Raw genomic sequence first — 25,204 nt, 5'->3', positions numbered from 1 at the left:
TCAGGGCATCTTTTAACGCCAACTCCAGACTCCATTTTTCTGAACTGCACCATTATGACTCCGCCCGCAGATACCATCTCCATCGCGTTGTGCACCTATAACGGTGAGGAGTATCTCTCAGAACAACTCCAGAGTTTTCTTGGACAAACGAGACTACCGGACGAATTAGTAGTCTGCGACGACGGTTCGACAGACCGAACACTCGCCATCCTCGAGGAATTTAAGGTACAAGTTCCATTCAAAGTTCGAATACATTTGAATGGCACTAATTTAGGGTACGTTAAAAATTTCGAGCAGCGCTTCTTCTATGTGAGGGGAGTATAGTGTTTCCGGCCGATCAGGATGATGTATGGAAAAGTGAAAAGATCGAAACCATCCTTAATGTATTTAGGGACAATCTTACAGCAGGTATCGTCGTAACGAACGCGGAGTTGGTTGATCGGCATCTCGTACCGCTGAATAGAAATCTATGGGAGTCTTTTGGATTTCATCATTCACAATTAGATTTTATGAACCAAAACGTACTTCAAATACTGCTATTTGGCCAGAATTTTGTATCAGGCAATACGATTGCGGTACGCTCAGATCTCATACGATTTTTACGGACATACCCCATACCATCTAATTCAGCGCACGATCATTGGCTAGGTCTGATTGCCTCGCTTACTAGTGCGGTTGTAGTATTTGATTACGAAGGCATCCAATACAGACAGCATCAAAGTCAATTACTGGGTGCAGGCACATCAGAAACACCATTTCGGATCGCACTTGCACCGGCGGATAAACGGTTTATCCGAATTGCGAGAGATGCAGTTGCGTACGCTGACGCTCTTAGGTCTCTTGTTCGTATACTTGATACCGCCGAGACGTGCAGAGCTAAGGCCGATATTGATGCTATAGGTGACGAAAAGGCGAGGAAGTTGCTTGCAAAAAAAGTGCTAGACTTAAGTGACAAATCAGTTCACTACGAGATTCGTTACCATCTCCCTGTTTCTAGGCTTGGGCGCCTGCCAATATTACTGAGCGAATGTAAAAGCCGGCGATACGCTCGCTATTCTAGCGGCTTGAAAAGTGTCATTTATGATTTTCTCAGAGCCAAGACGAGAGATGCAGGCCGTTGACGATGATATTACTCTCAATAATAATAGTTAATTGGAACACATCCGAATTCTTGGTGAAATGTTTAGATAGCATTCTCCGTCACCCAACTAAGGTCGAGCTAGAGATCATTGTCGTTGACAACGACTCTGATGAAGATATTATCTCCGTCACGACAATGTTTCCCGACGTCCGTTTGATAAAGAACGCTTATAATTACGGCTTCGGAGTGGCGACAAACGTGGGTTTTTCGCTGACTTCCGGCAAATACGCAATGACCCTTAACCCGGATACGGTTTTAGAGTCTGGGATGATCGACGCACTTATCGAAACTTTAGAAACGGATGATCAGATTGGAGTATGTGTGCCTGTTCTGAAAGGGGCTAAAGTTTATCGGTCGCAATATTTCTTTTCATCCTTATTTTTTAATTCGCTCGTCGCCAGAAAATTACGTGGCCTCACGAGGCGTCGAGAAACGGAAATGTCTGGGTCATTTGACGTCGACTTTATCACCGGGACTGGTTATATTTGTCGTGTCTCAGCATTAGCTAGAGGGCGTATGTTCGTCGAAGACAACTTTCTCTTTGGAGAAGAGTATTTCCTTTGCCGCGAGATTGCAGCAAAGGGCTTGAAGATAAGCGTTGTCCCACAGGCCAAACTGCAACATTATACAAGCGTTACCTTTAGGGATGACTCAGATCGACTAATAAATGCTAGTAGACTGGGTTCGGCGTTGGGTTGGAGTATTCGTCGCGATCACTGGGGTAAATTACTTGGATTTGTCAGCGGTTCTATCATCTTCTTCGAGAACATTGTGAAGTGGGCGCTGTTGCAATCTAGTGCCGCCCTTGGCAAGGAATTGAACTTAAAAGAGAGTCGTATGCTGACTCAATGCGAATCTCTGATAACTTCCTTCATACCATTGATTACGGGTAAAGAAGAATATATCGCAAGAGCAAATACGACAGCGGAAATATTCTTCAACAACGGAAAGAAGCCAACGTACCCGCCTGTATTTACTGAGGTCGGGAGAACCGTTACTTAGAAGGCTTCGATATTCTATGAACCTTTTTTATTCAGTTGCAAGACGGATTCCCGGCATAAGGCGGCTATATATTGAAATAATTAATTTTCGCCATCGGCAGGAACTAAAGGGCAAAAACGCGGAGAATATTTTTACGCAGATCTACAAGGAAAACCGCTGGGCGAGCAACGAATCGCTATCAGGGCCGGGCTCTGCCAAACAGCAGACCGCGGCGGTTGTCGCAAGTCTCCCGGCGGTCTTGAGCGAATTGGGCATCCGGACGATGCTTGATATCCCGTGCGGCGACTTTAATTGGCTGAAGAGCGTGGAACTACGTGACGTCAAATATACCGGGGCAGACATCGTCGACGATCTGGTCGCCCAAAATAAAAAGCTATATGAAACCGATAGTGTCTCGTTTGAAAAGCTTGATTTGCTCTCCGATAGTCTTCCAAAGGTGGATCTTGTGTTTTGCCGCGATTGTCTGGTTCATTTTAGTTCTGCGGATGTGAAAGTGGCTTTGAAGAATATTAAAACTAGCGGGTCAACCTATTTATTGACCACCAATTTTGTCGGACACGCTGAGAATGAGGATATTCTGACGGGGCAATGGAGACCGTTGAATCTGAATACTTCGCCGTTTGACCTGCCACCGCCGGTAAAGGCGATTAGCGAAGAATGCACTGAGAATGATGGCGAATATTCCGATAAATCGCTGTGTTTGTGGCGAATCGATGATCTGCCGGTTAAATGAAGAACATTCTAATTATCGACAATTCGGAATATCTGACCGGAGCCAATAAATCGATCGCGAAGTTTGCAAAGGCACTGGGCGGTAGCTGCAAATTTCATTGGGCAGTGACAAAAGCTATTTCGCAAGACGACCTTGCCGAAATTGTGGAAAACGATATTGTGCGTCGATTTAGGTTTACTGAGATTTCGACAAAACTGTCTGCGGGCGTGCTTTATTTTCCACGCTTGATTCAAAACAGTTTTGGGTTGTTGCGAATGGTCAAGGAGCACGATATTGCGATCGTTCACGTAAACGACTGTTACAACATGTGCGGCATCCTGTTAAAGATATTGAACCGGAAGATAAAGGTCGTGTATCACGTTAGGCTTTTGCGTAATTCGTACATCGGCCCGCTTTACTCAAGTTTTATCCGCGTGATAAAGCGATATGCGGACGCTGTTGTTTGCTGCAGCAATGCGGTGTCAAACGATGTCGGCAATCTGCCGAACAAGATCGTCATTTATGATAGCGAATTTTTTGATGAAGCGGCCGACGATGCTCTGCACGTTCATCTTCAGCCGAAAAGAATCGTTTATGTCGGAAACATTCTTCCCGGGAAAGGCCAGGACTGGGCGATAAAAGCCTTTGCTCTCGTCCAAGAGGATTTCCCGGAAACTAAGCTGTATTTTATCGGTAAATACGATCACAATGGCGTTTCGACAAACTTTAAGAAGACAGTTGATAGCTTGATAGATGAATTAGGCTTAGAAGGCAAGGTTATATTCGAGGGGTTTAAGGCGAACGTGGACGACGAATTAAGGAGGGCTGATATCGTGCTAAACCTTTCCGAATCAGAATCGTTTTCGATGGTCTGTCTCGAAGCACTTAAGGCCGGCGTTCCGCTGATTGCTTCTGACTGCGGCGGACCTGCTGAGCTGTTCAAGCATATGGAGTCGGGTTGGTTAGTGCCAAATAAGGACTTTGTTGCTGCCGCAGTAGCTATCAGAACACTCGCAAATAGTAATGAGATCCGTTTAAGATTTAGTAAACGTGGTCAGGAAAGCGCGCGTGCGACGTTTGATGTTGCGAATAATTGCGTTCAACTTGATGCGTTGTACCAAAAGGTCCTGAACGGCTAGTTGCGGAAACGGTCCCTCGCATGGTTTGTGTTGGGCGGCGAAATAGGGCGCCGTTTGTTATGTAATGTACCCTCTTACTGTATTTTTAGTTTGCTCATGCAGGTTATCGCTATTTGTTCATATCCCACGGAGTCTGCGGCGACGCGGTTTCGACTTGTCCAATTTGTAGAACCGTTAGGTGAGCGAGGGATCAAACTGACGATCGCGCCTTTTTTTGACAGCAAACAGTTTGGGGCGATGTACTCGGCGGGTGGATCAACCGGAAGGGCGATCTCGGTCGTCCGCTCGGTCGTTAAGAGGGTCGGTTTGCTTTTTTCGATGCGGAAATTTGACGTGATGGTCGTTCAACGCGAAGCGATGTTTTTTGGGCCGGCGATCTTTGAACGGCTTTATAGGTGGATCGGAAACACACCGATGATTCTAGACCTTGACGATGCCACATATGTCCCGTACGTCAGCCCAAGTTATGGCCGTCTCGGAAGCTATCTGAAATTTTTTGGCAAGACCGACCAGTTGATCCGTGCGGCTTCGGTGGTCGTCTGCGGCAATCGTTTTATTGCTGAGTATGTGGAAGGGAAAGGCAGTAAAGCCGTCGTTATCCCGACTATCGTTGACCCGAACGTATTCGTGCCGGTTGAAAAGGAGAATAGCATTCCGGTGATAGGGTGGATCGGGACTCACTCAACATTTCCATTTCTCGAGTCGCTATTTCCCGTCCTTACCCGACTCGCGGCTAGTCATAAATTCGTCCTAAAGGTCGTTGGAGCCGGCATCGACAACGTGAATATCGATGGCGTCGATGTCATCAATCTGCCGTGGGACGCGGATCGCGAGATAGCGGATTTTCAGTCCATGGATATCGGTGTTTATCCGATCGTGATCAGCAAATCGGCGAATGAGGAATGGATAAAGGGCAAATCGGGCTTTAAGGCTATCCAGTATATGGCCGTGGGCGTACCGTTTGTAATGAGTCCGGTTGGCGTGTGTGCCGAGATCGGAATGCCGGGAAAGACCCACTTTAATGCGGTGAACCAAGAAGATTGGTATAATCCGCTAAGCAAACTGTTGTCCGGTCGTGAACTGCGAATTCGTATGGGAAATGCCGGACGGTGTCTTTTTGAGCAGGACTACTGCATAGAAAAGTTTGTGGATACTTTGGCTGAGACTTTTCGCTTCGTTGTCGCCGATGAAACTCCGACTAATCGTTAAATGCCTGATCGGTTTATTGCCTTCTGTAGCCAAACGTCTCTGTTACCGGGTATTGTTTGGCTACAAGATAGGAAAGCGTGTGCGAATCGGTCTATCGATCATTGACGCGACCAGTTGTACGATTGGTGACGACGTAACGATCGGACATTTCAATGTTTTTATTGGGACTAAGCGTCTTTCGATCGGAGAGCACACGCGGATCGGGCACCTAAATATTTTTCGAGGAGGCGACGAGATACGCCTTGGCCGATATTGCGAGATATTGCGTTTGAACGAGATCAACTCGATACCCGAGCCGGATGTCGTCAACGAGGTCGACCCGACATTTATACTCGGCGACGGCAGTATGATCGGTGCGTCGCATAAGATCGATTTTACGGACCGAGTCGAGTTTGGAAAGCGGGTAATCCTCGGCGGGCGAAACTCGTCGCTGTGGACACATAACCGGCAAATGACGCGGCCGATAATTATCGGCGATCTCAGCTATATTGGTTCCGAGATACGTATTGCCCCGGGTGGCTGTATCCCTGCCCGATGCATAGTCGGGATCGGTGCGGTAATAACCAAGAAGTTTGAGAGCGAATTCAAACTGATCGCAGGCGTGCCGGCGACCGAGGTAAAGGACCTCGACGCAGATGGGATATTCTTGATCGAGAACAAGACGCGTCTCGATCTGCCCGACAATATCTAAGTGATCAAATCATCAAATTCTACTTTGACACTGATCGGTGCCCTAATTTTAGCGGCGCTCGGGGTTTTGGCTATAAGTCTGCCGGAGGCCGCCGCCGCCGCGTTAGTCGTTGTTCTTTTTTCTGGGTTAGCCATCGCATCGTTCCGGCATTTTTCCGATGACAAGGACTTTGTCACTAAAGTATTTTTGATCGCGTTGCTGGCTCGGCTAGCATTTGGAATACTGGTTCACTATTTTGACCTTCGCGATTTTTTTGGCGGCGATGCTCTGACGTATGACAATTATGGAAATAGGCTGAATGAGATCTGGGCCGGAAATGCCGTGATGGATGACTTTGAATCGCGGAGGGCAATGGCAACGTCGGGGTCCGGGTTGGGGGATGAACTATTTTGTCGGTGCTATCTACTATGTATTGGGGCGAAATATACTGGCGGCCCAGTCGATCTGTGCCGTCGTGGGCGCGGCGACGGCACCGATGGTCTATGTCTGTGCCAAGAAGGTATTTAACAACATACGGGTCGCTAAATTTTCCGCCATCGCGATCGCCCTATTCCCATCATTTATTATCTGGTCGTCGCAACTGATGAAGGACGGGCTGATCATCTTTCTATTGGTGCTGGCAATGACAATGGTCCTGCAACTACAGGAAAAATTTGGTTACGCGGCGATCATTGTTTTGGTCCTCTCGATGTTCGGCATTATGTCGTTGCGTTTTTATATCTTCTATATGGTTGTGGCCGCGGTGGTGGGCAGTTTTGATCGGTACGGCGACTACGATGCCCTCCATTGCGGACGGTCGGTCGTGCTTGTAATAATTGGTGTGGGGCTCACCTACTTTGGCGTAATTAGGACGGCGACGGTCGATCTCGACCGTTTTGGCAATCTTGAGGCAGTTCAGCGAAGCCGCGGTGACCTCGCACGATCCGCTAAATCAGGCTTTGGAGCAGAGTCGGACGTTTCGACAACCGATGGTGCTATCACGGCATTGCCGGTCGGACTGACATATCTGATGCTGGCACCCTTTCCGTGGCAGATGGCAAATCTTCGCCAGGCGATCACTCTGCCCGAGGTATTGATATGGTGGATGCTTATTCCGCTGTCACTATACGGTCTGTGGTACACCGTCAAGAACAAATTACGAACGGCTTTCCCAATTCTGATCTTTACAATTACATTGACCCTCGCCTACTCGATCTTTCAGGGCAATGTCGGGACGGCGTATCGGCAGCGGACGCAGATACAGGTGTTTTTGTTTATGTTTATTGCGGTCGGATGGGTTTTGATGAAGGAAAAGCGGGAAAATGTACAGCTCGAACGCCGCCGCCGCCGCGAATTGTTTGAGGCGTCGCTGAAGGGAAGGGTCGGGCAGCAGTTGTCGGGGGGACGAAACTAGAGATAAATGTGCGGCATCGTCGGATTTGTAAATAATAGTGCGCGAGCGGCCGATCGAGCGGTGCTCGAGGCGATGAACGGCGCGATCGTGCATCGCGGGCCGGACGATGACGGATTTTATGTGCACGACAATGTCGGGTTGGCGATGCGGCGTTTGGCGATCATCGATCTGGCGGGCGGCAAACAGCCGATGCACAATGCCGACCGGACAAAATGGATCGTTTTTAACGGCGAGATCTATAATTACCGTGAGCTGAGAGCTGATCTTGAGAAACGCGGCCATAGTTTTTATACCAATTCGGACACCGAGGCGATAATTCACCTCTACGACGAATACGGAGCGGACTGTCTGCAATACCTACGCGGGATGTTTGCGATAGCCATCTGGGACAAGTCTGATCGTTCACTGTTTTTGGCACGCGATCGCGTGGGCAAAAAGCCGATACTCTATTCGCACCAGCCAAACGGCGATCTGATATTCGGCTCCGAGTTTCAGGCCATACTCAAACATCCTTCGGTAACGCGCGAGGTCGACTATGGTGCGATCGACAGCTATCTCTCGTACTTGTGCGTCCCGGCGCCGGAGACCGCGTTTAAGCAGATACGTAAATTGGAACCCGGCCACTGGCTCAAGTGGAAAGACGGCAACGTCGAGACTCGGCGATACTGGCTGCCCGATTTTTCAAAAAAAATAAAGATCTCGGAAGACGAAGCTATCCAGGAGACAACGCGGATCTTACGCGAATCGACAAAGCTCCGAATGATATCCGAGGTGCCGTTAGGGGCGTTTCTGTCGGGCGGCGTCGATTCGTCGATAGTCGTTGCACTAATGGCCCAGGAGAGTGCGGCACCGGTCAAAACGTTTTCGATCGGGTTTGAGGAGCAGGATTTCAGCGAGCTCAAATATGCCCGCCGCGTCGCCGAGCACGTAGGCGCCGAGTATAGCGAGTTTATCGTTCGTCCTGATGCATTGGAGGTACTGCCGACTCTGGTCGAGCATTACGGCGAACCGTACGCCGACTCGAGCGCGGTGCCGACCTACTATGTGGCTAAGGAGACGCGTCAGCACGTGACCGTCGCACTCAATGGCGATGGCGGCGATGAGAGCTTTGCGGGTTATGAACGTTATATGGCGATGGAGGTCGCCGAGCTTTATCGGCGGATACCGCGCATATTGCGGCGAACTCTGATAGAGGGGCCGATCAGAATGTTGCCGACGTCCGAGATCAAAAAAACACGTGTTCGCGACGTTCAGAGGTTTTTGATCTCCGCCAATGAATCGCGAAAGGAGCGCTATGCCCGCTGGATGTCCGCTATCAAGCCGACTGCCAAACTCGCACTGTTGTATTCCGATGAAATGAATGCTCGCGTAGGCGAGCATAATGCAGCGGCCGTCCTGGACGAGTGGTTTGACCGGGCAGGCGATCTTGGTTTGCTCGATGCCACGCTACTGGCGGATCAGATGACCTACTTGCCAAACGATCTGCTGGTCAAGGTAGATATTGCGTCGATGGCGAATTCGCTCGAGGCTCGCTCTCCGTTCCTAGACCATAAGGTCATCGAGTTTGCCGCCAGCCTACCCGAGAGCCTAAAGATGAACCGTTTTCGGCCGAAGTATTTGTTGAAAAAGGTTGCCGCACGGCTCGTGCCGCCCGAGGTCGTCTATCGGCGCAAGATGGGCTTTGGCGTGCCGATCGCCCACTGGTTTCGCGGCGAGATGAAGGATTTTGTCAGGGATGTGCTCCTGTCACCGGCATCTCTGAGCCGCGGTGTCTTTAGGCCAAAAACTATCGAGATGTACATCGACCAACACATCAGGGGCGAGGTGGACCATGCTACCCCGATATGGACGCTGTTGATGCTCGAATTGTGGTACCGAAGATTTATAGATCAAAAATGACCGAGAATCTGGACAAGAATGTAGTGGCGGGATTTGGCGATGAATGGTCGAGGTTTGACCAGTCAACATTGTCGGATGACGAACTGCATCAAATGTTTGACAACTATTTCAGCATATTTCCGTGGGATGGCGTGCCCTGTGGTGACCTGGGGGCCGGTAGTGGGCAACTCCATTTGATCGACCCGGGTTGCTAAAGAAATCTGGCGTGAAAAATTGCGGTTCAACTGCAGCGTCAAAATATCCCCTGAGGTGGCTCGGTATTTCGGCAGCGGTGTCCACAATGGCGGGGGTAAGCTAAAGCCCGGAGCCCACTGTATTATATTATCGTTTTGATAACCGTCCGCTTGGTTCGTTTGGAAATTAACCGATTATTTCGCGGGATCCTGCCTCACGGCCGATGGTAATCGCGTCTGGGAAAGACGGGGAAAGGCTCGGGTTAAGCGTCGACAAAATCCCTTGTCTCAATATCGGAACAAAGTTTTACAGCGGACGGGCCGTTTGGGACGGGCTCAACCTTTACTAAGGCCGAACCCCGGGCTCATATCTTCAGCGACCGATCATTTTGGACCGCTGTCGGAAACAAACAATAAATATATGAAAGGTGTAGTACTCGCCGGTGGACTGGGCTCGCGTTTGAGCCCGCTGACGCGGATCACAAATAAGCATTTGCTGCCGGTTTATAACAAGCCGATGATCTATTATCCGATCGAGGCTCTGGTAAACGCGGGCATCGACGACATAATGATCGTGACGGGCGGCAACTCGGCCGGCGACTTTCTGAAACTGCTCAGGAACGGCAAGGATTTTGGGCTCAAGCATCTCAACTATACGTATCAGGAGGGTGAGGGCGGCATCGCCGACGCACTTGCTCTGGTCGAGCATTTTGCGGACGACGAACCTATCTGCGTGATCCTCGGCGACAATATCATCGAGGGCAATATTGGTGCGGCGGCGGACGATTATCGGCGACAGGGCAAGGGAGCCAAGATATTGCTCAAGCGCGTGCCTGACCCGCAACGCTTCGGCGTGCCGGAGCTGGATGGCGAGCGCGTACTGAATATCGAGGAAAAGCCGTCCGAGCCCAAATCGGATATGGCCGTGATCGGGATCTATTTTTACGACGCGACGGTCTTTGACGTGATCAAGACGCTCGTCCCGTCGGGCCGCGGCGAACTCGAGATAACCGATGTTAACAATCATTATATTCGCAATGGGCTTATGAGCTGGAACGAACTCGAAGGCTGGTGGACCGACGCCGGGACCTTCGAGAGCCTGCTGCTGGCGTCGAACCTCGTCGCGAAATCGGGTGCGAATAAAATATAGTCTCGGCGGTAAAGTGGAATTAACCGCAAAGTTCGCAAAGTGAAACCCGCAAAGGACGCAAAGTAACGAAAAGGAATGGACGAGAATTCACTTTCCAATATTGTGATCGATCGGGCGATCAAGGTTCATAGCGCACTCGGGCCCGGACTTCTGGAATCATCGTATCAGGAGTGTTTGTTTTTCGAACTTTCGCAGGCAGGCCTCTTTGTCGAAAAGGAAAAAGCCCTGCCGCTGGTTTATCAGGATGTTAAACTCGAATGCGGTTACCGGATCGACCTTTTTGTCGAAAGAAAACTGGTGATCGAGGTGAAGGCTGTAGATGCGATCCACGATCTACATATGGCTCAAGTGCTGACTTACCTTAAACTGTCAGACTGTAAGCTTGGGCTAATATTAAATTTCAACGTGACGCTTATGAAGAACGGAGTAAAGAGAGTTGTGAACGGGCTTTGATCCTCTCGGCGGACTTTGCGACAAACTTTGCGGACTTTGCGGTAAAATTATCTTTTAGCATTTTTTCATTTATACCATTTGTACATTATGTCGATCGCCCAGCAAGATGAGTCAATATTTACCCCGTATGATATCAACGATGTCGTCGTTTATCCGTTAAAGAAGTTTTACGACGACCGTGGCTGGTTGGCGGAGTTGTTTCGCCACGACGAACTGGATGCTGAGTTTTATCCGGCGATGTCGTATATTTCGTTTACCAATCCCGGCGTTCAGCGTGGGCCGCACGAGCACGTTGATCAGGCCGATCTGTTTTGCTTTATCGGCCCGTCGACATTTAAGATGATGCTGTGGGATAACCGTCCTGATTCGCCAACGTTCAATTGTATGATGACGATGCTGGTCGGCGTCGAGAACCCGATGGCCGTCGTTGTGCCCAAGGGCGTCGTACACGGATATAAGAATGTCGGCGAGACGGACGGGATGGTTATCAATTGTCCCAACCGGCTCTATATGGGAGAGGGCAAACGCGAGCCGATCGACGAGATCCGTCACGAGGACGACCCCGATACGATCTACCGGATGGATTGATTCGGCAATGCTATTTTTGTTAAGTTCGGCGGACAGCACGGGCACCCCGCACAGCCCGCGTGGCCGCGTAGGCCGTCACCGGCATTGACCGGTTTCCGCCCACGGCCGTTGTCCGCCGCTTTTTTTCCTATTGCTGATGAAGGTCCTACGAATTATTGCCAGGCTAAATGTCGGCGGCCCCGCCCGTCACGTCGTTTGGCTGACGCGGGGGCTTGAGGACGATGAGTTTCAGAGCAAACTCATAGCCGGCACAGTTCCTGTTGGCGAAGAGGATATGGGATATTTCGCGTCTGAGAATGGTGTCGAACCGATCTTTATTCCCGAACTTAGCCGAGAACTTTCGATCAAGGATGGCATTTCGCTGTTCAAGATCTACCGCGAGATGAGCCTGTTTTCTCCCGACATTATCCACACACATACTGCTAAGGCAGGCACGGTCGGGCGTGCCGCTGCGTTTCTATACCGCTGGCTTACCCCGGGAACAATTGTCGGGCGTCCACGACGCGTTGCGGTCATCCACACATTTCACGGACACGTCTTTCACAGCTACTACGGCGTATTGAAGACGCGCTTGTTCCTGATGATCGAAAAGGTGCTAGCCCGCGTGGCAACTGACCGGATCGTCACGATCTCGGCTCAGCAGTTGGATGAGATCCACGGCCGATTCGGTGTCGGCCGACCGGGGCAGTTTGCCGTCATACCGCTCGGCATCGACCTCGAAGCATTTTCGTTCAGCGAGTCGGACCGAAAGGTTTTGCGTGACGAGATCGGTGCCGCCAATGACGAGATCGTTGTCGGTTTTGTAGGACGTCTGACCGAGATCAAAAATCTGCCGCTGCTGATCAGGTCGGCGAGGCTCGCTCGCGACAAGTCCGCCGGGGAGCCAAAAATACGATTTGTTGTGATCGGCGACGGCAATGTGCGCGCGACGATCGAGAAGCTGGCGCAGGAGGATGGGGTTGCGGCCGCGTTTACTTTTCTAGGCAATCGGCCCGATGTCGCCGGTTTGTTGCCGGGTCTCGACATAATCGCTCTGACATCGCGAAATGAGGGAACACCGCTGTCGCTGATCGAGGCAATGGCGGCGGGCGTGCCTTTTATTTCGACCGCTGTCGGGGGCGTCGTCGATCTCGCGGGCTCTGTTGTCGAAGAGCGTGATAATTTTACTATCTGCAAACGCGGTGTGCTTGCCGAGGATGATTCGGACGAGTCCTTTTCGGCGGGCTTGCTTTATCTCGCGAAAAGTGAAAAATTACGTCAGAGCATATCGATCGCGGGCCGGGTATTTGTGTCGGAACAATATTCAAAAGATCGCCTCGTGTGCGACATCCGCGAGCTTTACCGAGGACTCGCCGGCGGTGACTCCTAGATCGCACCGACCCCGAACCTTTTTTTAATTCAGGTGATGCTTTCATTTACACAAGATCCTTACGTTGTCGTCGCTATTAGTTTCATATTGGGGCTGTTAATGACGATTGCGGTCCGGCGATTTGCGTGGAAATACGATTTTGTCGCCAAGCCTAAATCTGACCGATGGCACAATCGGCCGACGGCAATGCTCGGCGGTGCGGCAATATTCCTCGCTACGGTAGGTGCATTTTTTCTCTTTGTGCCGATGACAAGGTTGTCGCTGATCATCTTTGGAGCCAGTGCGCTGTTGTTCCTGGTAGGTTTGGTCGACGACATTCTCAATATCCGGCCATATCAAAAATTGATCGGACAATTGATCGGTGCGGGTGTCGTCATTGCTTTCGGGTTGAAACTGCCGATAACCGGTTATGAGATCGTCGATATCTGGATCACGGTATTTTGGCTGATCGGTATTACCAACGCGATCAATCTGCTCGACAATATGGATGGCCTGGCCGCGGGCATTGCTACGATCGGGGCGGTGTCGCTCGGGCTCAACTTTGCGGCTAACGGTCAGACCGAGGATCTACTGCTGATCGCGGTATTTGTCGGAGCATTGCTTGGCTTTTTAGTTTTCAACTTTAATCCGGCATCGATCTTTATGGGCGATTGCGGATCAATGTTTGTCGGATTTTTGCTGGGATCGACGGTGTTGCTTAATCAAACAGGCGGCAAGTCACGCGGACTGCTGCCGATACTTGCGGTGCCGGTCTTGATCCTCTTTGTGCCGATCTTTGACACCACATTTGTCACCATTCTTAGAAAGATGTGGGGCCGCAAGGCATCTCAGGGCGGACGCGACCATACCTCACACAGGCTCGTCGCCCTCGGACTCTCGGAGCGTGCCGCGGTCCTGATGCTTTATTCATTTGCGATCGGTGCGGGAGCGTTGTCGCTGCTTGTTGCCCAATTGGAGGTCACCCAGAGCCTCGCACTGATCAGCGTGTTTTCGATCGTACTGGTGATCATCGGTGTCTACCTTTCAAAGGTAAAGGTCTATGAGAGTGAGCAGGAGGCTTTGGCCGGTGGCAATAACGCGGCGTTTGCCTTTCTGGTCAACTTCTCTTACAAGCGTCGCATATTTGAGGTATTTCTCGATGCTTTTCTGATAACGCTGGCTTACTATACGGCGTTTGTTATCGTTTTCGGGCCGTTCGAGGAGACGGCAAACTGGGACCTTTTTCTCAAGAGCCTACCGATCCTCGTATTGCTCAAACTGTCGGCTTTTCTGATCGTCGGCGTTTATCGAGGGCTATGGCGATACACGAGCATCGGCGACATGATCACATTTGCCAAGGGGTCGGCTCTTGGCTCCGTACTAAGCGTGTTGGCACTTCTGCTACTGTACCGCTTTGAGTATTTTTCGCGAACGGTGCTCGTGATCGACGGGATGCTTGTCCTTGGGGCTCTGGTCGGCAGCCGAATGATGTTTCGCCTGATCCGCCAGGCGATCCCGTTGCCGGTCGGTGCCGAGGGGCGTCGAGCTCTGATATACGGGGCGGGCGATGGCGGTGAAATGGTGCTTAGGGAATTGCGTAACAATCCTGAGCTCAATTATGTGCCGGTCGGGTTTATCGATGACGATCCGCGCAAGTCTGACAAGTTGATCCACGGCCTAAAGGTATTTTCGGCCGACCATATCGTCGAGACATTTGAGGAAACAAAGTCCTCGGAAATGCTGATCTCCACCGGAAAGCTGGAACCGGCCAAACTCCGGGAACTACGGGAACTATGCCGCGAAAACAACATTTCGCTCAAGCGGGTTCGGATGTCGATCGAGCCAGTCGATTTTGAATAACCGCACGATATGGCGCTTGTGATCATCAAAACGGATAGCCCGCTGTCACGGATAATATTGGGTGCGGCGGTGCTCGCTTGTCTGTGCCTCATTTGGTTTTTTGGCAAATGGAGTTTTGCCAATGCGGTTTCTGTCCGAGCCGATCTGCCCGAGATAGCTGAATTGATGATCGCCCTCGCACCATCTGACCCGCAAACCCATTTTGCGGCTGCGGTACTGCGGGAACGCACGTTTGACCCGAGCGATGCAGAGATCTCACTCGCGGAGTATGATGCCTCGACGGCCCTGACACCCAACAACTATCTGTCTTGGCTCGCACTGGGCAAGGCACTCGAACGCGCGGGTGATGCCAACGCAGCGGAGCTGGCGTTTAAGCGTTCACTGGAGTTAGCTCCAAATTATGCCGATGTGCAGTGGGCATACGGCAATTGGCTGATCCGTTCGGGCCGCTCGACCGAGGGTTTTGCGATGATCCGTTTGGCGGTCGGCGGCAAGCCGGAGCTGTTGCCGGCGGCAACGTCGATGGTGATGCAATTGCTTGACGGTGATAGCGAACAGGTCAGGACGATTCTAGGTAATACACCCGACGTCAACGCCGCCCTTACGGGCTATTTCATAGGCCAAAAGCGTTTGGACGAAGCCGTCAGTGCGTGGGAGCGGATGGGTTCCGCCGCCGTCGATATCAAATATCGAGCGTTAAGCGATAGTTTGGTGGCCCAACTTGCGGCGGGATATCGGTTTAGGCTTGCCGGCAAGACTATGTCGTCGATCGCCGCAGATGCAAACACGTTTCCGGGCGTCGGCAGGATCACGAATGGTGATTTTGAATCTCAGATCAAACTCCGCGACGCCAAGTTGTTTGAGTGGCAGATAGGTGCGGGGACGGACCCTCAGATCGGTCTGAGCGAGGGGCAACCTCACGGCGGGCGGTATTGTTTATTGCTCATCTTTAACACGATGCAAGCTGCCGAGATGAGGCCGATCACCCAAACTGTCGCGGTCGAACCGTCGTCATTGTACGCTGTCGAGGGATTTTATCGATCTGAACTCAAGGGGTCGGTAGCATTGGAGATCGCCGACGCATCAACCGGAAAATCTTTGGGCCGCTCGATCCCATTTGGTCCACAGGCTGAATGGAGTAAATTCCGCGTCGAGTTTCAGGCTCCGGGATCGATCGACGGAGTGATCATAAGGCTTGTCCGCGATGGTTGCATTTCGTCGGTTTGTCCTATTTCGGGAAAATTATGGATCGACGATATTTCAATGTCCGCAAGATAACTTAATGAAAGATCTAGAACAAAGTGGGCGGCGGCCGAATTTGTTTGAGCCGGCAATTGTCGGCTTGGCCCCATCGCAGACCAGTCGGGCGATCTTTGCCCTTTTATGTATCCTCGTTGTATCTACTACCATTTTGTTTGGCGGTGTCGATCAGGGAACTTGGGTTGTCATTACCGTGTGCATTGGTTCGGTCGGTATTCTGTGGGTCGCGGACGCCTGGTTTGGTAAGGCATTTCTGTTTAATCGCGACGTTATAGTCTTGCCTCTGATCGGGCTCATACTTGTCGGGCTGATCCAAGTACTCCCTCTTTTCGCCCCCGAAACTTCGACCGGGATCTTGGCCTCTCCACACAGATCGTCCATATCGCTCGATCCTTATTCAACACGGTTACTCCTGGTACGACTTGTCGAATACACGATCTTTTTTGCCGCTGCCCTGACATTTGTTAACAGTGAAAAGCGTCTGCGAACGATCGCCGCACTTATCACGCTCTTCGGTTCGCTAATGGCATTTTTCGGCATTCTACAGCGGCTGGCAAACCCCGAAGGAATTTATGGTATCCGCGGTACGCCGCAGGCGATCCCGTTCGGGCCGTTTGTAAACCAGCACCATTTTGCCGCGTTTATGGTTATGTGTGCCGGTGTGACGCTCGGATTTCTCTTTGCCCGTGACACAAGCCGCGAAAAACGGCTGTTGCTACTCGTAGCGGCGGTTCTGATGGGGATGGCAACGTTGATGACAAGTTCACGCGGCGGGCTTATCGGACTGGTTGCGACACTCGGGTTTGTGTTAATTGCGACTCTTTTTGCACGCCGCGAAGAATTGCCTGTCGAGACGGCGGGCACGGGCCGCGACCGCCGAACTCTGATGGTGGCTTACGGTACAGGTTTCCTGATCCTTATATTTGGTGCGGTTTTGTTTCTCGGCGAGGACAACGCGGTGATCCGCGGGATCGGGCTTGCCGGCCGTGATGATTTCAGCAACGGACGATCACATTTCTGGTCCGCCGCGATCCGGATATTTCTTGACCACCCATTCATTGGAGTTGGCTTTGACGCGTTCGGCGTTGCCTTTACCAAATACGACTCGTGGCCCGGAGTTTTTAGGGTCGAACAAGTTCACAACGATTACCTGCAGACCCTAACGGATACGGGTATTTTAGGTTTTATATGTGTGGCGGCATTCATCTATTTCTTGTTTGCCAAGGGGGTAAAGGTTATCCGCGAGACTCGATCGTCGTATAGGCGAGCCCTATCGATCGGAGCATTGGCCGGCTGCTTCGGGATTCTGATTCACAGCTTTTTTGACTTTCCGCTAAGGACGCCGTCAAATGCGTTCGTATTTTTGATGTTGGCAACGGTCGCCATCGTCGATGTGAATTTTCGCCGTTCTAGCGAACGTTGACCGTCAATTGCTTTCGCCCACACGGCAAAGTGAACATAATTTTGAATGTTCCCTTTCGGCTGCTGACCGACCTGATCACGTATAGTGCTCGTCCCTTGATACCGCCGATCATTTCGCGCCTAACCGTCACGTCCTCCCCACTTTCGGACACGCTCTTTATATCTGAAAGCTCGATATCCTCGTCGATCCCGACGACGACTGCCAGTTCACTGCCATTGGCCTCGAGCGAGATCGACTCGTCGCTGAGGCTTATGGAACATTCCTTTGGCAATTCCGCGATAGGTTCGATCACACGAGGGCGGGCCTCGGCCGAAGCTTTGTCAACGGTTGGTTTTGATTCGTCGATAGGTGTCGGCTCGGCAGATGTTGTGTCGGTCGAGGCCGGTTTGGTTGCAGTCGCCGACGGAATAGTGATGACCACTGCTGGAAACAGGCTGCTCTCCGATCGAGCAGCTTTGGCGTTCGGTTTCGCTTCTGCCGAAGTTTCCGTTGCGGACTTTTCAGTGACCGGAGTAGCAATTTTCGGCGTACTGACGGCCTGAATGTTTTCCGCCACTGGTTCCGCTGGTTTTGCACTGTTATCGATCGGCGTTTTATCAACGGCTGCCGGCGAAGCGATGGGTTCAGGCTTGACAGGTTCGCCCGCGGGCGTTGGTTCAGGCATCGGCGTCGGCGTTAGACTGGGCGAAGCGATAGTGGCCTCAGTGTCATTCGCTGGCTGTGGAGTTGCCGCAGGTTCAACAACCGAGGCTTCCGGAGTCGGTGTCGGTTGTACGACAGCAACGGGCGCGGGGGGAGTTGGATTGGCCCCGACCTTGCCGTTCAGCCCTTCAGTAGTTCCATTTACCTTCTTGTAAAGCGTTTCGACGATAGAGTAACGGATCATATCCGGCGGCGCGGCTTTGTAGGCCTTTATATAAACTTCGAGAGCCTCGGCCGCTTTGTCATCAGACTCTAACGCATCGCCGAGTCGCCACATACTCGAACGCCACCAGGGCGTATCGCCGGGCAACACGCTTATTGCTCGTTTTAGGTGAATAGTGGCATCCTTCGGGTTACCGTTCTGCAAACTCGCCCAGCCGTTAAGTTCTTCGATCCTGCCGCGGAGTATGGTCGAGAGAGTTATCCTCGGGACATCCGGCAATTTTATGTACTCGCTGCGCGACGCGGCAAGTCGACGGCTTTCATATAATTCGTCCGCGAGGATCGCGGCGGCTGCAGTTGGCGGTTCGAGTCCGACCTCGTCCTTTCCGACGGCCGCCGCTGTGAGTTCTATCGACGTTTCTACCGCTCTACGAGCGGATAGGAGTTCTTTGGCAGCAAAAAGTAGCCGATGCACCCGCATTTTGTCATCGCCGCTTGTGAAGGTGGACGCAGCTTTAATAAGTGCGGTATCGTCCGTTGTTTTGCTGGCGATCTCGTTCGAAAATTCGAGCAGAGCTTTGAGTAGTTTCGAATTTTCGGCACTATCGGCTGCAACCGGGGTGAAAATGCTAGCTTGGCGTTCCGCCGCGATGAGTTCGGACAAGCTGTCCGCATCACGTTCGATCCGGCCGCCCAACCGGGTCGTCACACGTCCGTCCTTAACTGCAAATGTTCCCGCCAATTCCTCGGCGGCCTCGCGGTAAAACCCCGCGGCGAGGCGAGCTGAAGCGATCTCGTAATCAAGTGTCGGAAAATTACCATACCGACGGGCGGCAAGCAGGGTGCGTTCGGCATCCAGATACCGTTGCTCAGCCATATATCCGCGTGCCAGTGCGATATGCGACCAGACAAACCTCGGATCGGCGTTTATCGCCTGTTGAGCATAGTTTATTGCCTCGGCTCCTTTCTGATTTGCGGCGTACCAGTATGCTACACCGGCAAGCAACATAACGTTGCCGGGATTCGTATCTATCGAGCGTTTTAGCTCGGCCTCAGCCTCGCCGCGTTTACTGGCTTCAAATAGCGAAAGTATCAACCCGGTTCGGGCAGGTAAATTCGATTCGTCCTTTGCCAATATCTCGTTATACAGCGTCACCGCCTCGTCCGACTTTCCGACCGCTCGCTTCATCTCAGCCAATCCGCGCCGTGCGATGAGCGAGTCCGGGGCCAGTTCAAGTGCTTTTGAATATGCGGAAACTGATTCTTCCAACTGGAAATCCATCCTGTTGGCGAGTCCGAGGGTGAGAAACGCGGCGGTCGAGGCCGGATCGGCCTTTATCGCCAGTTCGGTTACTCGGCGTGCTTGGGAGCCGTTTTCCACGCTCAGATAGAAGTTCGCGATCGACAACAATTGCCCGACATTCGAGTCGCACTTTGATTCGAGGATCTTTGCGATCTCAAAGGCCGCGATCCGCTCACCACCCCAAAATAATGTCGGCAGGGACTTAAGTAAATTGTCGTTAAAGAGCGTATCGGGGATCGGCGTCGGAGCATCGTTAGCCGCCGCGGCAAATGAACGGGCGGCCTCCGGCGACTTCCCGCTTTCGAGTAAAGTGACGCCCTCAGTAGTCTGGGTGACCACCAACATCTGCAATACAGCTTGCTTCTTTTCGGTCTTTGGAAAGTCCCGCAGAAATTTCTTTAGAGACTTGATCCGTTCCGTTGGCTCCGTTACCGAGGACGCTTTTTCAAAGGCCTCATTCTCATTCGGAGCTTTTTTTGGTGTGGGCTTGGCCTTCGTCTTTGGGCTCGGCGATTTTACAGGCCCGGATTTTTTCGGTGTTGCTGAAGGCTTTGTAGACGATGCTGATTTCGCTTTGCCGGACTGCATATAGGCAGGCAGGATCAATATACACAAAACAAAAACAACTGAAAGATATTTCATATTATGAGCGACATAAACTGCCGCGACGGCGAAAAATATCGACGGCCCAAGCCTGAGAATGATATCACGAAATTGTATTTTAGCCCGTAGCGACTTATTCTCGCTATATGAACGAACTCGACCATATTTGGTCGCAAATGTTATCGGCGGCGGAAGCAAAAGCTGCCGATGCCGGCCGCAACGATGTTGTCGAATACCTTCGGTTAAAAGCCGCAAATGACGCAATACGCGGCGAAGCCGTCGGCTGGATCATAGACGTATTTGCCGAACTCGTTGCCGATGTAGCACGCAATTGCCCGACGATCGTCGTTGAGCGTGAACATCCTCATCGCTTTGAACGCGGTGCGTCGAGAATGGTCGGATCGCTGTTTCGTGTTCGATCAGGGGTAAGATGTTTGTCACTCGAAGCGGGTTGGACGCGAACGCCGTCGGACGGCATTATGCGCAATGGTGCCTTGGCGGCGGCCCGACTGACCCATTTCGGGATACCGCGAGCAAATGCCGAACTCTCGCTTGCGTATGCAGGCGAACTGCCCATTTGGCACGTCGAGGATGACGAGGGTCTGCGAGTGCCATTTCGGATCGCGGACATAAATCAACACCTTCGAATATTTCTGGGCGACTCGTGATGGATTTCGGCACTTTTTATTAGACGAAATCTGCGTTAGAATAAAAAATTATTAGTCGAATCGTATTAGGGAGATTTTTAAGTGAAAGCAGATCTTGATAAGTTGGTCGAATTACAGAAGACAGATACCAATCTTCGTAGACTGAAACAAATAATAGAAACCGCAGTTGCCAAGCGTGCTGAGATCGAACATGAGTTTGAACAGCACGCTTTTTCAATTCGAGAGATCCAGGCCCGGCGCGACAAGCTCCACGCCGATCGAGCCGGGCTTGAAAAACAGATAGCCGAAAATAAGACCTACCTTGAAAGGGCCGACCGTAACCTCAAACACGCTCAAAATCAAAAAGAATATGAAACTGCAATGCGTGAGACGGATGCCCTTCAGAAACAGATAGCGACATTTGAGGCACAGGTGATCGAGGCAGTAGAAGCCGCCGAGTCGGTTGAAAAGGAACTTGCTGAGCGTGCCGAAGAGATCAACAGCCTGGACGCGAAGCGTGACGCGGCTCTTGCCGAATTTGACAAGCAGGTTGCCAAGGATAAGTCGGAGTTTGATAGCGAGTCGAAGCATCGTCAAAAGGCGTTTTCGACGTTGCCGACGAGACTGGCTTCCGTTTACGATCGACTGGCACAACGCAGCCGCGACGGTATTGCAGTAGCAGAGGTAGTAAATGGTTCTTGCAGTGCCTGCTTTATGTCATTGCGGCCGCAGATGCAGGTCAACGTCAAAAAGGGTGACGAAATAATTACGTGCGAGAGTTGCACCCGCATCCTTTACATCAATTTGCCAATCCAGAGCGAAGCCTCAGCTAGCTAAAATTGGCAGACCCAATACTTTGAATGGCGTTGAGATTCGTTTCAGCGCCTTTCTTAACATTCAACGACTTGGCGTCGTCCCGTCCGTCCGCACGTTGCGGTTCGAATATGAACAATATTCTTCCCGAGCAGATCGAGCTTGAAAAAAAGTTACGAGTACTCGACCGACTCAAGGATCGGCTTGCCGACCGTGAGGAAGAGATCGTAGACCTGAGTTCCGAGCTTGAACAATTTGAGGCGCAGTACACGATGCAGGTCGGTCGCCTCTATGCCGAACAGGACGAAGTAGATGCCCTGATCGCCGAAGAAGAATTGAAGCTCGTACCGGATGATGAGGAGATCAAAAAAAAGGTCGAGGAACTCCGCCGGCGAGCCGACGACTCCGCTGCCAGAGCTTTGGCGGCCGAAGAACACGCGGCCGGGGAATGGGTTCCTACGGCTGAGGCGAAAAAGGCATATCACGATCTTGCCCGCATTATCCATCCGGACCTTGCTCTGGATGCCGATGAAAAGGACCGTCGTCACGGACTAATGGCCGAACTCAACGACGCGTACTCGTCCCGTGACCAACAGCGGTTGAATAAGCTTGTCCACGATTTTCGCAATAGTCCGGATCTGGTCAAGGGCGACTCGGTCGGCGACGAACTGGTCCGGGCGATCAGGCAGATCTTTCAGATCCGACGACGACTGATCGAACTCGTCGCCGAAAAGGCAAAGCTGCTCTCTTCGGAGCTGTTTGACTTGCACTTGCGGGTCAATGCCGAGGCGGAAGAGGGACGTGATATGTTGAAACAAATGTCGGGCAGGGCCCAAGTGCATATTACTAAGAGCAAACGGCGATTGCTAAATCTGCAGAGCGTCAATGCAGCTCAAGAGGAATATGTGAAAGAGAGATTTGGATTGGACATCGAAGATTTTCGCAAAAATTAGAGGGCTGACGCAGCGGCGTGCCCCGATGACCAAGCCCACTGGAAATTGTATCCGCCGAGCCAGCCGGTGACATCGACGACTTCCCCAATGAAATAGAGCCCGGGTGACAACTTGCTCTCCATAGTCTTTGACGAAAGCTCCGCGGTCGACACGCCGCCAAGCGTCACTTCGGCTCGGTCATATCCCTCCGTTGCGGTAAATTGTACTTGCCAGTGATTTAGCTCCTCAGATACCTGTTGCAGTTCGTTATTGCTGAGTTGGTCGAGCGGCTTATTTACCCCACGACGCTCGGCGACAAATTGCGCCAGACGATGCGGCAGAAGTTGGCTGAGGTAGTTGCCGAGCGTCTGACGGCTAGTCCGTGCTGATTCGATCGCGGCGATAACGTCGGTGTCCGGCAGCAGATCGATCGCGACCGGTACGCCTTTTTTCCAGTAATTCGAGATCTGTAAGATCGCCGGGCCTGAAAGGCCGCGGTGCGTAAACAGTATATTTTCACGAAACGACATTTTGCCTGCCGATACTACCGCATCCGCCGAAACTCCGGCGAGTTGCGGCCAATCTCGGCCTTTGCCGACAAGCGCGACAAGCGACGGACGGGTCTCCACGATCTTGTGGCCAAATTGCCTGGCCAGTCTATGCCCCAGATCCGTCGCGCCGACCTTCGCAAATGACAATCCGCCACAAGCGACAACGAGACACTTTGCCGCCGCATTACCCTCGGATGTTTCGACGACATATTTCTCATCCATCGATACGCTCTTTACCGTACAAGCAGTCTTGATAGTGACCCGTGCAGTTCGGCATTCTGCCAAAAGCATCTCGACGATCTGTCGCGAACTGTGACGACAAAAAAGCTGGCCAAGCTTTTTTTCATAAAACTCGATCCGGTGCCTTTTTACCATTTCGATAAAGTCCGACGACGTGTAACCCGCAAGTGCAGATTTTGCAAAATGTGGGTTGGATGAGACAAAATGTTCGGCTCTCAAATCGCGATTGGTAAAATTACATCGTCCGCCGCCCGAGATCAGGATCTTTCGTCCGACATCGGCGTTATGCTCGATAACCAGCACGCGTTTCCCGCGTTTGCCGGCCTGCAAAGCGCAGAATAAGCCCGCTGCGCCGCCGCCGATGATAATGGCGTCGTACTCCATTTAACTCAGATATCGTTCGGCAAGTATCTTGGAATGATGGGTAATGTGTCCGGCCATTATATATGTCAGAGCGCGTACCGATACCGGCTTTCCGCTAGCGGTTCCCATCAGTGCCGAGTCAGCGTCGCTAATATTTTCCAACATTATGAGATTTGCCTTGCGCTCAAGAGACAGTTCGTCGATCAGATTCGCAAAGGTGCGCTCATTCGCATTTGATGTCGCAATGTATTCATCCTGGTCGAAACTCTCAATTGGCGTCCGGTCACCACGTGAGATCCTAAAAATGCGATAGGCAAAGACACGTTCGCAGTCTATGAGGTGACTCAGAGCCTCCTTGAGGGTCCACTTACCAGGTGCATAGGCAAACCTGCCCTTTTCCTCCGGGACTCCGGCGAGCATTTGTTGGAGTTGTTCGATCTGAGTTTCAAGTGCTTCGAGCACATTCTCACCGCTGATCTGTGAAATGTACCCGCCGTAGTAGGGGGCATATTCGTTTGTTTCGGGTCGCTTCATAATGCGGTATAGTATCAAAGTCATAGGTGAAATTCGGGTTGAAACGTATATGAGACTTCTACTCCTTGGTATTTTGTTCATTTTAGCCGGAGTCGGCCAAGCATCATTTGCGCAAGGCGGCGGCAAAGCGGAACCCAACAGGATCAAGTTTGCGGCCGGCACTTCGAGTTCGGGGGTTTCCGGTACCTTGCGAAACGGCCAGGAAATGGAATACGTGTTCGCCGCCGCGAAAGGCCAGATAGTGACTATCAGCAACGCGACAAAAAGTCAGTTCGATTTTCGAGTGTTCAACGAAGAGCATTTTTCAGAAGGTGACTTTGACAGTTCCGCATCATACTCGTTCGAAGTGCCGGAAGCCGGCGATTATCTATTTACCATTCGTAAAAAGGCGACCGGCACACGATCGGCTAGGTTCTCTTTAAGAATTTCGATCAAATAAACCCTGCGTCGCTTAACTGCATCTAACTCGGGTCGTAAACATTAATAGTAAATTTCGGGAGTTGATATTAATGAACAAAACTTCGTTTCTTTTAGTCATTGCCTTTATTGCACTTGTTTCGGCTTCGTCATTTGCCCAGGGCGGCGGTAAGGCCGAGCCCGGCAGGGTCAAATTTGCTAAGGGCAAATCCCAGACTGTTTTGACCGGTACGCTTTCCGGCGATCAGGAACAGGAATTTGTCTTTGGTGCAAAAAAGGGCCAGACCGTCTATATCACCAACCCCGATTCGCTCCGTTTCGCTTATCGTCTCTTTAACGACGAAGTGAGCAACGACAGCACCGATCTGGCCGAACCTACAATGGAGTTTGTCGTGCCCGAGACCGGTGACTATATGGTGTTTGTTCGCCGCTCGAATACATATCCGCGGTCGGCTAAGTTTTCGATAACGCTGGCCATACAATAAGCTTTTGATCT

At 51.6% G+C, this 25,204-nt stretch carries 25 protein-coding genes; 22 read left to right on the top strand and 3 right to left on the bottom strand.

Annotated features, from left to right (window positions below; translation table 11 throughout):
* Positions 1-54: 54 nt before the first annotated feature.
* The 17 genes from IPQ00_12485 to IPQ00_12405 all read left to right on the top strand — a co-directional run bounded on the left by IPQ00_12485 (position 55) and on the right by IPQ00_12405 (position 17,441).
* The gene (locus IPQ00_12485) at positions 55-324 is read left to right on the top strand and encodes a glycosyltransferase (protein ID MBL0241376.1); all 270 of its coding nucleotides are present in this window, start codon (positions 55-57) and stop codon (positions 322-324) included.
* On the top strand, positions 324-1,121 hold the full coding sequence (locus IPQ00_12480) for a hypothetical protein (protein MBL0241375.1): 798 nt from the start codon (positions 324-326) through the stop codon (positions 1,119-1,121). The genes IPQ00_12485 and IPQ00_12480 overlap by 1 nt, the downstream gene beginning before the upstream one ends.
* Positions 1,122-1,123: 2 nt before the next feature.
* Entirely contained in the window at positions 1,124-2,143 is a 1,020-nt protein-coding gene (locus IPQ00_12475) for a glycosyltransferase family 2 protein (protein ID MBL0241374.1), read from the top strand.
* A 16-nt stretch (positions 2,144-2,159) separates the two neighbouring features.
* Positions 2,160-2,876, top strand: coding sequence for a class I SAM-dependent methyltransferase (locus tag IPQ00_12470; GenBank protein MBL0241373.1), 717 nt, complete (start codon positions 2,160-2,162; stop codon positions 2,874-2,876).
* A complete protein-coding gene (locus IPQ00_12465; protein ID MBL0241372.1) occupies positions 2,873-3,994 on the top strand; it encodes a glycosyltransferase family 4 protein in 1,122 nt (373 codons plus the stop codon). The genes IPQ00_12470 and IPQ00_12465 overlap by 4 nt, the downstream gene beginning before the upstream one ends.
* Positions 3,995-4,090: 96 nt before the next feature.
* Positions 4,091-5,203: a glycosyltransferase family 4 protein gene (locus IPQ00_12460; GenBank protein ID MBL0241371.1), complete on the top strand. Its 1,113-nt coding sequence runs from the start codon at positions 4,091-4,093 to the stop codon at positions 5,201-5,203.
* A gap of 79 nt (positions 5,204-5,282) precedes the next feature.
* A complete protein-coding gene (locus IPQ00_12455) occupies positions 5,283-5,894 on the top strand; it encodes a hypothetical protein (GenBank protein MBL0241370.1) in 612 nt (203 codons plus the stop codon).
* Between the two features lie 379 nt (positions 5,895-6,273).
* Positions 6,274-7,287 (top strand): glycosyltransferase family 39 protein, encoded by a 1,014-nt coding sequence (locus tag IPQ00_12450; GenBank protein ID MBL0241369.1) that lies wholly within the window; start codon positions 6,274-6,276, stop codon positions 7,285-7,287.
* 6 nt (positions 7,288-7,293) lie between these two features.
* Positions 7,294-9,186 carry an asparagine synthase (glutamine-hydrolyzing) gene (gene asnB, locus IPQ00_12445; GenBank protein MBL0241368.1) on the top strand — a complete coding sequence of 631 codons (1,893 nt, stop codon included), beginning with the start codon at positions 7,294-7,296 and terminating at the stop codon, positions 9,184-9,186.
* Complete coding sequence (locus IPQ00_12440; protein ID MBL0241367.1) at positions 9,183-9,380, top strand: hypothetical protein; 198 nt, start codon at positions 9,183-9,185, stop codon at positions 9,378-9,380. Before asnB ends, IPQ00_12440 begins: the two co-directional genes overlap by 4 nt.
* Before the next feature lie 400 nt (positions 9,381-9,780).
* The gene (locus IPQ00_12435) at positions 9,781-10,509 is read left to right on the top strand and encodes an NTP transferase domain-containing protein (GenBank protein MBL0241366.1); all 729 of its coding nucleotides are present in this window, start codon (positions 9,781-9,783) and stop codon (positions 10,507-10,509) included.
* A 75-nt stretch (positions 10,510-10,584) separates the two neighbouring features.
* A complete protein-coding gene (locus tag IPQ00_12430) occupies positions 10,585-10,962 on the top strand; it encodes a GxxExxY protein (GenBank protein MBL0241365.1) in 378 nt (125 codons plus the stop codon).
* A gap of 87 nt (positions 10,963-11,049) precedes the next feature.
* Positions 11,050-11,550, top strand: coding sequence for a dTDP-4-dehydrorhamnose 3,5-epimerase family protein (locus IPQ00_12425; GenBank protein ID MBL0241364.1), 501 nt, complete (start codon positions 11,050-11,052; stop codon positions 11,548-11,550).
* A gap of 136 nt (positions 11,551-11,686) precedes the next feature.
* Complete coding sequence (locus tag IPQ00_12420) at positions 11,687-12,919, top strand: glycosyltransferase (GenBank protein MBL0241363.1); 1,233 nt, start codon at positions 11,687-11,689, stop codon at positions 12,917-12,919.
* 36 nt (positions 12,920-12,955) lie between these two features.
* Positions 12,956-14,758, top strand: a complete 1,803-nt coding sequence (locus IPQ00_12415) for a glycosyl transferase (GenBank protein ID MBL0241362.1) — start codon at positions 12,956-12,958, stop codon at positions 14,756-14,758.
* A gap of 18 nt (positions 14,759-14,776) precedes the next feature.
* The gene (locus tag IPQ00_12410) at positions 14,777-16,036 is read left to right on the top strand and encodes a hypothetical protein (protein MBL0241361.1); all 1,260 of its coding nucleotides are present in this window, start codon (positions 14,777-14,779) and stop codon (positions 16,034-16,036) included.
* A gap of 4 nt (positions 16,037-16,040) precedes the next feature.
* The gene (locus IPQ00_12405; protein ID MBL0241360.1) at positions 16,041-17,441 is read left to right on the top strand and encodes an O-antigen ligase family protein; all 1,401 of its coding nucleotides are present in this window, start codon (positions 16,041-16,043) and stop codon (positions 17,439-17,441) included.
* Here IPQ00_12405 and IPQ00_12400 read toward each other — a convergent pair.
* Positions 17,428-20,250 (bottom strand): hypothetical protein, encoded by a 2,823-nt coding sequence (locus IPQ00_12400; protein ID MBL0241359.1) that lies wholly within the window; start codon positions 20,248-20,250, stop codon positions 17,428-17,430. The genes IPQ00_12405 and IPQ00_12400 overlap by 14 nt on opposite strands.
* A 107-nt stretch (positions 20,251-20,357) precedes the next feature.
* Here IPQ00_12400 and IPQ00_12395 point away from each other — a divergent pair, with 107 nt between their 5' ends.
* The 3 genes from IPQ00_12395 to IPQ00_12385 all read left to right on the top strand — a co-directional run bounded on the left by IPQ00_12395 (position 20,358) and on the right by IPQ00_12385 (position 22,624).
* Complete coding sequence (locus IPQ00_12395) at positions 20,358-20,879, top strand: hypothetical protein (protein MBL0241358.1); 522 nt, start codon at positions 20,358-20,360, stop codon at positions 20,877-20,879.
* An 81-nt stretch (positions 20,880-20,960) separates the two neighbouring features.
* Positions 20,961-21,695, top strand: a complete 735-nt coding sequence (locus IPQ00_12390) for a hypothetical protein (protein MBL0241357.1) — start codon at positions 20,961-20,963, stop codon at positions 21,693-21,695.
* A 107-nt stretch (positions 21,696-21,802) separates the two neighbouring features.
* A complete protein-coding gene (locus IPQ00_12385; protein ID MBL0241356.1) occupies positions 21,803-22,624 on the top strand; it encodes a hypothetical protein in 822 nt (273 codons plus the stop codon).
* Here the strand turns inward: IPQ00_12385 and IPQ00_12380 are convergent.
* Both IPQ00_12380 and IPQ00_12375 read right to left on the bottom strand, forming a co-directional pair.
* Positions 22,621-23,778, bottom strand: coding sequence for an NAD(P)/FAD-dependent oxidoreductase (locus tag IPQ00_12380; protein MBL0241355.1), 1,158 nt, complete (start codon positions 23,776-23,778; stop codon positions 22,621-22,623). The two genes, IPQ00_12385 and IPQ00_12380, sit on opposite strands and share 4 nt — an antisense overlap.
* Positions 23,779-24,291: a DinB family protein gene (locus IPQ00_12375; protein ID MBL0241354.1), complete on the bottom strand. Its 513-nt coding sequence runs from the start codon at positions 24,289-24,291 to the stop codon at positions 23,779-23,781. It lies immediately after the preceding gene.
* Positions 24,292-24,340: 49 nt separating this feature from the next.
* On the opposite strand from IPQ00_12375, the gene IPQ00_12370 reads away from it, so the two are divergent.
* Entirely contained in the window at positions 24,341-24,730 is a 390-nt protein-coding gene (locus IPQ00_12370) for a hypothetical protein (GenBank protein ID MBL0241353.1), read from the top strand.
* A gap of 70 nt (positions 24,731-24,800) precedes the next feature.
* The gene (locus IPQ00_12365) at positions 24,801-25,193 is read left to right on the top strand and encodes a hypothetical protein (protein MBL0241352.1); all 393 of its coding nucleotides are present in this window, start codon (positions 24,801-24,803) and stop codon (positions 25,191-25,193) included.
* Positions 25,194-25,204: the final 11 nt, after the last annotated feature.

It is taken from the genome of Chloracidobacterium sp., assembly GCA_016720705.1.
Classification (GTDB): domain Bacteria; phylum Acidobacteriota; class Blastocatellia; order Pyrinomonadales; family Pyrinomonadaceae; genus OLB17.
The sequence above is the reverse complement of the archived record's forward strand: the minus strand, read 5'-3'. Positions and strand labels throughout refer to the sequence as shown.

What these genes read in the sequence shown, in the direction of transcription:
- IPQ00_12485 (MBL0241376.1), top strand. Translation starts at nt 55, where the DNA reads ATGACTCCGCCCGCAGATACCATCTCCATCGCGTTGTGCACCTATAAC.
- IPQ00_12475 (MBL0241374.1), top strand. Translation starts at nt 1,124, where the DNA reads ATGATATTACTCTCAATAATAATAGTTAATTGGAACACATCCGAATTC.
- IPQ00_12470 (MBL0241373.1), top strand. Translation starts at nt 2,160, where the DNA reads ATGAACCTTTTTTATTCAGTTGCAAGACGGATTCCCGGCATAAGGCGG.
- IPQ00_12465 (MBL0241372.1), top strand. Translation starts at nt 2,873, where the DNA reads ATGAAGAACATTCTAATTATCGACAATTCGGAATATCTGACCGGAGCC.
- IPQ00_12460 (MBL0241371.1), top strand. Translation starts at nt 4,091, where the DNA reads ATGCAGGTTATCGCTATTTGTTCATATCCCACGGAGTCTGCGGCGACG.
- IPQ00_12450 (MBL0241369.1), top strand. Translation starts at nt 6,274, where the DNA reads ATGAACTATTTTGTCGGTGCTATCTACTATGTATTGGGGCGAAATATA.
- asnB (MBL0241368.1), top strand. Translation starts at nt 7,294, where the DNA reads ATGTGCGGCATCGTCGGATTTGTAAATAATAGTGCGCGAGCGGCCGAT.
- IPQ00_12440 (MBL0241367.1), top strand. Translation starts at nt 9,183, where the DNA reads ATGACCGAGAATCTGGACAAGAATGTAGTGGCGGGATTTGGCGATGAA.
- IPQ00_12435 (MBL0241366.1), top strand. Translation starts at nt 9,781, where the DNA reads ATGAAAGGTGTAGTACTCGCCGGTGGACTGGGCTCGCGTTTGAGCCCG.
- IPQ00_12430 (MBL0241365.1), top strand. Translation starts at nt 10,585, where the DNA reads ATGGACGAGAATTCACTTTCCAATATTGTGATCGATCGGGCGATCAAG.
- IPQ00_12425 (MBL0241364.1), top strand. Translation starts at nt 11,050, where the DNA reads ATGTCGATCGCCCAGCAAGATGAGTCAATATTTACCCCGTATGATATC.
- IPQ00_12420 (MBL0241363.1), top strand. Translation starts at nt 11,687, where the DNA reads ATGAAGGTCCTACGAATTATTGCCAGGCTAAATGTCGGCGGCCCCGCC.
- IPQ00_12415 (MBL0241362.1), top strand. Translation starts at nt 12,956, where the DNA reads ATGCTTTCATTTACACAAGATCCTTACGTTGTCGTCGCTATTAGTTTC.
- IPQ00_12405 (MBL0241360.1), top strand. Translation starts at nt 16,041, where the DNA reads ATGAAAGATCTAGAACAAAGTGGGCGGCGGCCGAATTTGTTTGAGCCG.
- IPQ00_12400 (MBL0241359.1), bottom strand. Translation starts at nt 20,250, where the DNA reads ATGAAATATCTTTCAGTTGTTTTTGTTTTGTGTATATTGATCCTGCCT.
- IPQ00_12395 (MBL0241358.1), top strand. Translation starts at nt 20,358, where the DNA reads ATGAACGAACTCGACCATATTTGGTCGCAAATGTTATCGGCGGCGGAA.
- IPQ00_12385 (MBL0241356.1), top strand. Translation starts at nt 21,803, where the DNA reads ATGAACAATATTCTTCCCGAGCAGATCGAGCTTGAAAAAAAGTTACGA.
- IPQ00_12380 (MBL0241355.1), bottom strand. Translation starts at nt 23,778, where the DNA reads ATGGAGTACGACGCCATTATCATCGGCGGCGGCGCAGCGGGCTTATTC.
- IPQ00_12375 (MBL0241354.1), bottom strand. Translation starts at nt 24,291, where the DNA reads ATGAAGCGACCCGAAACAAACGAATATGCCCCCTACTACGGCGGGTAC.
- IPQ00_12370 (MBL0241353.1), top strand. Translation starts at nt 24,341, where the DNA reads ATGAGACTTCTACTCCTTGGTATTTTGTTCATTTTAGCCGGAGTCGGC.
- IPQ00_12365 (MBL0241352.1), top strand. Translation starts at nt 24,801, where the DNA reads ATGAACAAAACTTCGTTTCTTTTAGTCATTGCCTTTATTGCACTTGTT.